This is a genomic window from Pedobacter psychrodurus (assembly GCF_004331735.1).
In the GTDB taxonomy this organism is placed as follows: Bacteria; Bacteroidota; Bacteroidia; order Sphingobacteriales; family Sphingobacteriaceae; genus Pedobacter; species Pedobacter psychrodurus.
Map to the genome: position 1 here is coordinate 218,268 of NZ_SJSO01000005.1, position 11,171 is coordinate 229,438.

General features: G+C 40.7%; 6 protein-coding genes. 5 read left to right on the plus strand and 1 reads right to left on the minus strand.

Annotated elements, in window-relative coordinates; translation table 11 throughout:
* The 4 genes from EZ456_RS07740 to EZ456_RS07755 are packed head-to-tail and all read left to right on the plus strand — an operon-like array spanning nt 1 to nt 8,642.
* Entirely contained in the window at nt 1-1,818 is a 1,818-nt protein-coding gene (locus EZ456_RS07740) for a type VI secretion system Vgr family protein (RefSeq protein WP_131528902.1), read from the plus strand.
* 19 nt (nt 1,819-1,837) lie between these two features.
* Nucleotides 1,838-3,121, plus strand: a complete 1,284-nt coding sequence (locus EZ456_RS07745) for a tetratricopeptide repeat protein (protein WP_131528904.1) — start codon at nt 1,838-1,840, stop codon at nt 3,119-3,121.
* A gap of 11 nt (nt 3,122-3,132) precedes the next feature.
* Nucleotides 3,133-7,722, plus strand: a complete 4,590-nt coding sequence (locus tag EZ456_RS07750) for an RHS repeat-associated core domain-containing protein (protein ID WP_131528906.1) — start codon at nt 3,133-3,135, stop codon at nt 7,720-7,722.
* A complete protein-coding gene (locus EZ456_RS07755; RefSeq protein ID WP_131528908.1) occupies nt 7,722-8,642 on the plus strand; it encodes a hypothetical protein in 921 nt (306 codons plus the stop codon). The genes EZ456_RS07750 and EZ456_RS07755 overlap by 1 nt, the downstream gene beginning before the upstream one ends.
* Before the next feature lie 19 nt (nt 8,643-8,661).
* Here the strand turns inward: EZ456_RS07755 and EZ456_RS07760 are convergent, their stop codons facing one another.
* Nucleotides 8,662-9,555, minus strand: coding sequence for a LysR family transcriptional regulator (locus tag EZ456_RS07760; protein ID WP_131528910.1), 894 nt, complete (start codon nt 9,553-9,555; stop codon nt 8,662-8,664).
* 76 nt (nt 9,556-9,631) lie between these two features.
* Between EZ456_RS07760 and hutH the strand changes: the two genes are divergently transcribed.
* A complete protein-coding gene (gene hutH / locus EZ456_RS07765; protein ID WP_131528912.1) occupies nt 9,632-11,167 on the plus strand; it encodes a histidine ammonia-lyase in 1,536 nt (511 codons plus the stop codon).
* Nucleotides 11,168-11,171 lie beyond the last annotated feature (4 nt).

An 11,171-nucleotide genomic window follows, 5' to 3' on the forward strand; every position in this document is an offset into this window, starting at 1 on the left:
ATGGAAAAGAAATTAATCACCGAAATTAATATAGAAGATAAAGCAATTTCCCATTTTGCCTCCTTTAGCTTAAAACAAGCTTTTAATGCACACCATTATTTTGAGCTGCGATTTAATCATGATCAGATGGGTTCGCCTGGGATGATCAGTTTAAACGATAGCCGCGATTTTGTGGGTAAAACCCTTACCGCTTTGTTCGGCTATGATTCGGGCAGTTTACAGGAGTTTGCGGGCTTGGTAACTAAAGTAGAACTGGCGCAAAGCCATGGTTATCACGGCGTGCTGATTGTGAGCGGTTATAGTCCAACGATCTTAATCGATCGCGGTCCAGATTTAGGTTCTTATCTTGATAAGGATTTAAATACGATTGTAAATCTTGCTACCTCGGATGTGCCTTCAAATGATATTAAAATTGTGGCCAATGCGGCTAGAAAAGATCCTATTGATTATTTGATTCAATATCGGGAAAGTGACTTTGATTTTCTGAACAGGCTTTCGGGTGAATACCATGAGTGGTTTTACTATGATGGTAAACAGCTGAATTTTGGTAAACCAGATGATCAGAAAGAAGTTGCCTTGATTTATGGTCGCGATGTGCAAAACCTGCAATACGCCATGGAAATTGCGCCGATCAAAAATAAACGTTTCGCTTATAATCCCAAACAGGATGAAATGTTGCAGAGCGAAAGTAGCGGGCAGAGCGATGGATCACCTGATCTGGCGCACGCCATACAAGTGTCTAACGCAATGTATAGCAAAACCTTTAATCAACCGTCTCTTATCCGGGTAGATAATAACAACGACATTAAAAATCATGTGCAGAATGAAGAAAAGGCACACATCAGCAATTTATTGAAGGTAAATGCAAGTGGAGACAATGCTGCTTTGGGCATTGGCAGTATTGCCGAAATTACGATGAGTGTGAGAAAAGAACTATCCTTTTCTACAGAAAGCCTGGGCAAATTTCTCATCACCAGTATCAACCATGATATTGATGGTACAGGTAAATATTATAACACTTTCGAAGGTGTGGTAGCTACAACAGAGCGTCTGTTGGTTAAAAACTACGGTAAGCCAAGCCCTGATATGCAACTGGCAGATGTAATTGACAATGCCGACCCACAAGGGCAGGGGCGTATTAAAGTAAAGTTTAAATGGGAATGTAAAACCAACGATGTAACCGAATGGCTACGGGTAATTACACCAGACGCTGGAAGCAGCGATAAAGTGAGTAAAAACCGGGGCTTTGTATTTATTCCCGAAATAGGCGATCAGGTAGCTTTAACCTTCGAAGAAGGCAATATTGCAAGGCCAATTGTATTAGGTTCGGTATTTCATGGCAAAAGTAGTAGTGGCGGTAGCGCCAGCAATAACAGCAAAAGCTTAACCTCTAAGAGTGGCCATACCTTAACCATGGATGATGGGGCAGGCATGATCATGCGCGATAAGGATAGCAATTTTATCGAGCTGGATGGAGCCGGTAAAGCAGTTTTCGAAACCAAAGAATCAATCCTCATCAAATGTGGTGAGAGTAGCATTTTTATGGACAAAACAGGTAAGATCATCATTAAAGGGAAGGATATTTTAACACTTGGAGAGAACATCGGAAATTCTGCCTCGATTAGTATTGGTATAGGTGTGGGGCCAGAAGATGGAACACCAACCTCTGGTATTGGGATAGAATCACAAACCTTAGATATTGGTACCAAAACACTTTCTATGAGTGGTGAAACAGAGGCCAATCTGGCTTCGAAAAAGATTAATGTGGGGGGCGAAAGCGAAACCAACATCAGCAGTGGTACCATTAACCTAAACTAATTTTCGACATTAAAGCTCAATGAATCCGATACAACTGGAATTATTTAAGATAGATAAACAATGGCAACAAGTAGTAAGGCAACACCCATCAGAAACCCTATTTCTTTGCCTCGGCGAGCGTCACGAAGTAAATCTCTTTGAGGCTTATTTTAAATACCAGTTAACAGAAGAAAGCCGGACCGACGATATGTTTTTGCTCCATTATCAGGAGTTTCATAGCGTAAATGATTATGGCAAAAGTTTGGTAAAAGAATGGAAAGAGATCTTTGATTTATGGCAGAAAGATACCCAGGCAGGTGTTGTTTGGGATGTTGAACCCGGTGAAGGTGCCCAAAATTATAAAACAGATGCTTACGTGTCTGTTATGGCACTTGTAAGGTTATGTAATCTTTATCCTGATTTAAAATTAAAGAAGATATATGTTCAGTTGGCGCCAACAAGCATACATGATGTAGCCGGGCTATCTGAATGGATTAACGAATGGTGTAGTTGTGTTAAAATATTCGATAACCGTAATATTAAACTGGTTTACACCGAACACCACATACACCGTACTTTAAAAAAATTAAAACAGGGAACAGAATTTAAGCTCAATATAGATGTTAGCCAGTTGATGCAAAATGCGGCAGCGCATACCAACAGGGAAAAGAACGATCCTGAAAGTGATTACCAGCAACAGATACTGATTGCGAGTAATTATTTAAGTAAAGGCAAACATGAGCAGGCCAATGCAGTTTTAGAACGGGCAATTGTGATCGCCCAGAAACAAGGATTGCACGAGGCGGTAGTGGCTGCAAGGATTATGCTGGCCCAGAGTTTAGCCGTAAAAAACAAAAAAAACGAAGCACGTCAGCAATACGAAATGGCATTGGCCCGTGCAGGAGAAAACACGCTATTGAGTGCACATATCCACATGAGCTATGGTAGTTTCTTACTGGCGCACTCGGGTAAAGATGAAGCTAAAAAGTATTTTGAAAAGGCAATTAAAATCGCGGAAATTATGGGGAACGATTTTATAGCAATGGAATGTACCCGCTTGCTGGGGCAGCTTTCTGAAAATAAAATAACAGGTTCTGCAAAAGCAATGGGTTATTATTTGAAGTGTTTAGAAATCGCCCGGAAAATGCCGATTGAAAAACGGCGACAAAGTTCGATGGCTTATACCGCATCGATCATGTTAAAAAAATATGGAGAAGAAAGCCCAGAAGGTAAAAAATTAGATATGGATATGCAGCAGGATTACGGAGATGACTGGAAGTCGATGGCCGAAGTGCCAAAAAATCACGCCAATCCTTTATCATAAAAAATATACGGATGAAAAAAGTAAAAGCGAGTAAACCGAATATGTCTACCGATAGGTCAATCAGCCTGTCTGCAAGCTTAACCAAAGCCGAACCAAAAGCAGTGGGCGGTGGAGGAGGTGTTGCCGCTGGAAGTAACGCTCCTGCAGCAAAAAGTACGTTAAAGCTTGTAAAAGCCAAAAAGCCTGCAATGGCCAATACTGCTGTGCAGCATGTAAGCAAACATTTTGACGTGGTACTGGCTATCGATTTTCACTGGACAACCATTCCCATTCCACCATCCTTCGGATTTATTCCTTTGCCCTTACCCCATCCGTTTATCGGAATGGTGTTCGATCCGATGGATTATCTGCATTTCAGCATACCTATTCCAAAATTTGCACAAGGTTTAATCGGTACCGCCAGTATTCCGATGGGGGGGTCTATTTATGTGCATGGCAGGCATAAAGCCACTACCACCACTACGGTGATGGGTGTTTTACTTCCGTTTAGGCACATCAGCTCCCTACCCGTTTATTTTATTGTAAACATTCCTGGTTCACCGCACGAAGGTGAAGTATATTGGGGATCCACCACTGTAAAAGGGCAGGGATCAGAAATGAGTGGTTCTAACCCTGGGCAGGTACTCACCTGCTGGTGCCCGCCAATGGGTTTAAAACCCCTGCCAACTGTGCCAGGGAAATTAAAGAAAAATCCATTGGCGTATTTCGCTTTTTACAGCGATTTATTGAGCATGTATGTGCAGATTAATACCGGTAAACCTGTGTTGGTTGGTGGTACGTTTGCGCCGCACAATTATACCCTTAAAGAGTATTTAATGCGTTTTGCAGCCATCGGTATCATGAGGGGACTCACAAAATTGGGCGGGGCCTTATCTAAGGCGGCATTAAATGGCGTAAAAAAAATGCTTGGCAAAATGTTTGCTGGCGGCAACCCGCTAAAAAAACTAAAATGCCACTTTGGTTTGGAGCCTGTCAATTTTGTTACAGGAGCCATGTTTTTCGAATGGACGGATTTTGAGTTGCCGGGCGGTCAAACACTGGCTTGGAACAATGTGTGGCGCAGCGACAAACCATATGCGGGCATGTTGGGCAATCAGGTTTACAATAATTATGATTTATATATTTATCCGGACTCAGAGGCTGCCATTGTAGGTTTTAGCCATCCAACCGAAAATATGGTGATGCCTTTGCCCTATATAGAGCCGTATTCAGGTAAACATTATGACCGTGCACAAAAAATCTGGATGGAAAGGCCTGATGAAAATACCTGGGTACTTACCATCGATCAGGATATTTATACTTATACCCTTTTTAGCGGGGGCGCGGATGGCGATATCTACCGTATAAACCGTATCGAATATACCAATGGCAGCCACCTTACATTTTATTATCAGAAACAACTTTTATCACGCATCGTAGAAAATTCTGGTCGTGTGCTCGAAATGCAGCATAACGAAGTAGGTACGGCAATTAATGCAGTTTACTATCACTATAAAAATACCAGCGATCTGTTGGTGACTTACGATTACGATCAACGCGGCAACATGATCAAAGTATACGATCAGGCAGAAAAAGCCATCAGCTTTGAGTACGATGATCACGATCGTGTAGTGAAAAGAATCAACCGTAATGGGATGGCTTACTTCTGGCGTTATGATGAGGAGGGCCGCGTAATCCATACCGAAGGTAGAGATGGTTTTATGAGTGGATCGATAAGCTATTTCCCAGAGGAAGGATATAATGAAGTATATTATCGCGATGGTAAAGTAGAACGTTATTATTATGATGAAAACGATCTGGTGTATAAAAAAGTAGATGCCATGGAGGGCGAAACCTGGTATGAACACGATCGTTATAATGAAGAGAAAATGATTTCCAGCCCTGAGGGTAGAGTAATCGGCTATGAATACGACGACCGGGGTAATATCACCACTTACCATACCGCAGATGGCGAGCAATACCAGTATGAATATGATGACAATAATAACCTGATATTGCGCAGTGATCCAGCTGGATCAAACGAAACATGGCTATACAACGAGCAGAACCAATTGCTTAAACATGTTCAAAAAGACAATCGGGTAGTCGATTTCTATTATACAGCTGGACAGAAGTTACCTGTGTTTTGTCGCGATAATGATGGACATGAAATCCATTGGACTTATAACAGTTTAAACCAACTGATCGAATCAGTTTCTAGCGAGGGCAACAGCCGCCGTTGGATTTACGATGATTATGGGCGGTTGATCCGTTTTAGTCCCGATGGTGATCAAACTACGATCTGGGAGCGTGATGAAATGGGTCGCGTAACCCTGGTAAAAGACTTTGGAGAAGAGGCCTTACGCTTCGAATACGATGCCTACGATCTTCCGGTTTACGCTACCGATGGCCGTGAAGAATGGCATATGGCCTATACCCCAATGGGTAGCCTAAAAACACAAAAAAGAAGTAGTCACTTATCCGATCAAAATATTCAGATCCTTCATTTTACCTATGATAAGTGGGAAAATTTAAAAGCTATTACCAACGAAAAAGGCGAAGAATATATCTTTTTAAGGGATGCCAACGATGATGTGGTGAAAGAAATTGGCTTTGATGGGCAAGAGCAACAATATATCCGCAATCAGGATGGACAGATCATTAAAACCATACAGGCTGATGGTAAGGCTATTTATCACAATTACGATCTGAACGGCCGATTGGTATACAGTAGATATGAAGATGGTACTTACGAAGCCTTCCAATATAATAAACTCGGTTTGCTCATTACTGCAGAGAACGAACTTTCTTCGGTTAATTTTAACCGGAACCCATTGGGTATGATCACCCAGGAAATACAGGATGGTTACCAGATCAATTATCAATACGATATTTTTGGCAATCTAATCAGTTTAAAAAGCTCATTAGGAGCTGATATTAAATACGATTATGATGAAATAGGTTATCTGAATGGCATCGCAGCTAAAAGTGGCGGATCAGCAGAATGGACAGCAACGATTGGCCGGAATAAAAACGGACAGGAAACCAGCCGCAGTTTAAGCGGAGGGATTAAAGCTACATTCGATTATGATCATGAAGGCCACCCAATTAGTCAAAAGGTTGAAGCCAGCCGGTCCATTACTGCTTTTAAACAATATGCCTGGGGGCCAAACGATAAACTGAATAGTTGCTTAAATAGCATTACTGGCGGCAGCATCAATTACAGATACGATACTTTTGGCAGTCTGTCTTCGGCAAGTTATAGCGATGACGGCAAAGTGATCTATAAAAATCCTGATGAAACTGGGAACTTGTATAAAACAGCCGATCGGAGCGATAGGCGTTATGATAAAGGTGGTAAACTGCTTAAAGATGACCAATGGTATTACCGTTATGATGCCAAAGGCAACCTGGTACAGAAAAGCAAACGTAACATTATCGGTCTGGCCAAAGAAGAAGTTGCCACATCAGAAGATAATGGTTTGTTTGGTAAAAAATTAAACTGGGGAATGGCCAACCCTGATATCCCCAAAGCTGAAACGCTTGATGTCTTAGCCGATGCCGAACCCGATTTGCCAGAGTGGAAAGATGGCGATTGGGCTTATGCTTGGGCCGCCAATGGCATGATGAAAGCGGTTAAAAATCCACATGGCGAGATCATCAGTTTCGAATACGATGCTTTAGGCAGAAGGAAAGCCAAAATTATTAAAAACACGGTGTATCGTTATGTGTGGGATGGCAATTTACTCCTTCATGAATGGAACTACCCCTTAAACGAACGACCAAATTTGGTGGTTAACGAAGACGGCCTCCTTAGCTACGATAAAATAGAACCACTGGGCAACGATTTAATTACCTGGGTGTACGATCAGCATAAATTTACGCCAAGTGCCAAAATCGTTAATGGCCAATATTATTCTATTATCAGCGATTATTTGGGAACACCTGTACAAGCTTATGATGATGCAGGTAAAAAAGTGTGGGATTGCGAACTTGATATTTATGGAAAAATCCGTAAACTTAGTGGTGATAGGGGATTTGTGCCATTCCGGTATCAAGGGCAGTATGAGGATGTAGAAACGGGGCTGTATTATAATAGGTTTAGGTATTATGATCCCGAAAGCGGAGTATATTTGAGTCAGGATCCCATTGGATTAATGGGAGATAACCCCTCAACTTATGGATATGTTTATGACACGAATAGTGAAATAGATATGTTTGGCTTGGCAACCCAAATGGTAGGCGATTCGCGGATGGGTGATTGGGGTGAAAGGGTTGCGGCAAAATATCTTAAGGGCCAGGGACATAATATATTGGGCTCCGTTCAAAATGCTTCAGGTCATGGATTTGATTTAATTACAAAAACTGCGAATGGCGATATACATGTGATTGAGGTGAAAACAAGTCACAATATGCCTGCTGGAAAAAGTAACATGCCTCAATGGACCAGTAATAATATAACAAAGATTACAGGTAATACAAATGGAAGATGGGCCAATAAGCCACAGTATCAAGATGATTTGATGAGAACAATTAGAAATGCAAAATCTCAAGGGAAATTGAAAAATAAGCTTGTTCAAATTAATGTTAATAAACGTTCAATAAAACTAACTTGTAAATAATGGTAAACTGGAATAGCGTTTTAATAAAAAAAGCAATAAAGCGGTATAAATATTTTGAAGAAGTAAAAGATTGTACAGATCCTTTTATAGGTGACTATAATTTTTTTGCAAGTAAAGAAAATTTAAAAAAATACATTTTCGCTGTATGGACAACTTTAGATGGGGTACCTAATTGTACCCATATAGCCGCGAAAAACATGCTTTTTCAGAATAATCCTGATTGTTGGAAATACTTTGAAAGAACGGCTCTTTTCTGGACAATGTCGCATATTAACGATCCTTTTATCGATCATATTAAGGCGGCACTCGAATATAGCTTATATGTGGAGCGTGACGATCTGATTGAAATTTTATTGAAAAAAGCGGAGGAATATTTAAACCGTGATGAATACAAAACCAACAAGGATTATAAAAACCAAAAAGTATATCCAAGTACCCAGCTAATCCATTTCTTAATCGAAAAATGGTTGGGAAAAAATCCTATAAAGGATCGGGTTTTACAATATGGTTCAGGTTATGGGATATATCAACAGTTGATTGACAACTGGGATGATTTATCGAAAATCGAATCCACTTATTGGGATGAACTATGCGAATACCATTTAAAAGGCCTGAGTTTAGAAAAAGAAGATGACTATAAAACTGAAGAGTTTTTAGCCAGTGGACTGGTTCCGATGGAATTGATAAACATTATAAAAGTGAGAAAAAAGTTAGGTCTTGATTTTCCTGTTATTACGCATGAATTATTTCAAACCCCAATGGCAAAGGAACCTCAAATTCCAACGGGCTATAAAGACGACTTAGACGTCAAGTACCAATTGGTTAAAAGGACGGTAGATACTAAAAAGAAATGGACTACCGAAGAAATCGTTTCTGAACTTAAAACCCAATTTGGAGAGGATGTTGATTTGTTTATATAGGATCAATAAGTAATGCAACCTAAACCTTATCCTGCAACAACAGCTTAATCACATTTTTTAAAGCCGGGTTTCGGTTAGATTCTTTCCAGATCATGTAGAGCTCTGTTCTTTGCGGAATATGGGTAAGCGCTACAAATTTTACGTTTTCCTGATAGCCATATTGCAGGCCGGTTGGTACAATGGCAATACCTAACCCTTCTTCTACCAGTTTGTAAATGGTGAGCGCATTGACTGATTTGTGGTAGGTTTTGGGTTTAAAGCCATGATCCTCGCAAATGCTCATCATCAGGTCGTAATAGAAGGGGCTGTCATCACTCGAGAAAAAGATAAAAGGTTCGTTACCCAATTTTTTTACCGCTTCAAATGATGCCTTTTTCATGGGATGGCTTTTAGGCAATACCAGCGAAAAAGTGTCCTGGTGGATCATGTATTTAGAAATGCCGGGTTTAAACTGCTGCATCCTCACAAAACCCATATCGAGCATATCTTTTTCCAATAACTCGATCTGTAGTTTATTGGGCATTTCATCCAGATTGGTTCTGATCTCGGGGAAATCTTTATTCAGTTTAAAAATAACCTCGGGTACAATTTTTTGCGCTGCCGAACCTAAAAACCCAATCCGGAGTTCGCCTTGTTTACCTTCCGTGATATTCGTTAACTGTTTTTTGATGTTCTCAATATGGCTAAACAAAAAATCTACTTCGTCTTTAAGGTACAGGCCTGCTTCGGTAAGCGTCACCTTTTTCTTGGTACGATCGAACAGTGGCGCATTAAAAATTTCCTCCATCTGTTTAATCTGCCGGCTCAGCCCTGGTTGAGAAATAAAGAGACGGTCTGCCGCCTTTCTAAACTTCAGTTCCTCAGCCAAAACCTGGAAGTACTTTAAGTGCCTAAGTTCTATCTGATAACCCATGGTTATTACATGATGATGTAATTGGTATTTATAGGTATCAAATATAGGGCTTATTTTTGTTTAAAACCTTTTTAACATGAGCGAGCAACAGATTTTTAATTACGGGACAGATCATTTAACCGCTAAATTGGCTTTGGCCATCAGCAATGGCGAGATAAAAGGAGTATTGAGTGAGGATACCCGCGATAAGGTGCTCGAAAGTAGTAAAGTTGTCGAACGGATTGCAATTTCTGGCAAAGCTGTTTACGGCATCAATACCGGTTTCGGACCATTGTGTACGTCGATGATTTCGGCAGTTGATACCCGTAAATTGCAAGAGAATATTCTGAAAAGCCACGCCGTTGGTGTAGGCGAACCGATAGATAGTGAAATATCAAAACTGATGTTGGTTTTAAAACTGCAGGCTTTAGCTCAAGGATATTCAGGTATTAAAATCGAAACACTCGATCGAATGATCTGGTTTTTAGAAACCGGTGCAACTCCTGTGGTGCCCAAACAAGGTTCTGTTGGTGCATCTGGCGATCTTGCCCCACTTTCTCATCTTTTTTTACCTTTAATTGGTTTAGGTAAGGTGCATTATAAAGGTGAAATTATTGCGACAGCCCAACTTTTAAAAGAACATGAAATACAGCCTTTACAATTAGGCCCCAAAGAAGGTCTGGCTTTAATTAACGGCACCCAGTTCATCGCCGCACATGCCGTTAAAGTAGTACAACGTTTAGAAAATGTGCTGAATTCAGCCGATATTATTGCGGCATTGATGATTGAAGGTTTGCAGGGATCGGAAAAACCTTTTCATGTACAACTTCATCAGTTGAGGCCATATCCTGCAAATATTGCAGTAGCAGAAAAGGTAAGGAAACTGTTGCAAGGTTCTGAAATTATGAAATCGCATGCCGATTGTGCCAAAGTACAGGATCCATATTCGTTAAGGTGTATCCCTCAGGTACATGGTGCTTCCAGAACAGCATGGTTACACTTAAAAGAAGCTTTAGAAATCGAACTAAATTCAGTAACCGATAATCCTGTAATATTTAATGACGATTTAACCATTAGCGGAGGTAATTTTCATGGTCAGCCGTTGGCCTTGCCGCTTGATTACGCTTGTTTGGCGGCATCTGAGATCGGGAACATCAGCGATCGAAGAATTTACCTGTCCTTAGAGGGAAATACGCCTGGTGTACCTAAACTCCTGATGAAAGAAACTGGATTAAATTCTGGTTTTATGATTGTTCAATATACCTCGGCGGCTTTAGCTAGCGAAAATAAGGGGCTTTGTTTCCCTGCCAGTGCCGATAGTATCCCAACTTCACTCGGACAGGAAGATCATGTAAGCATGGGTTCGATCAGCGGCCGTAAAGCCCTGCAGGTGATCGAAAACGTAGAAAAAATTCTAGGTATTGAACTGTTTTGCGCCGCACAGGCCGTTGATTACCATTATCCATTAAAACCAGGGAAAATACTGGCTATGGTACACGATTTTGTGCGTACCGAAATTGATCATTTTGAAGAAGATCAGATTATGTACGATAGAATGGAAAATGCGATTCAGATGGTACAGCAAGGTAAAATTGTGTCTGTTGCGCTTCAGGCAGAATCAGTATTAAATTAAAGAA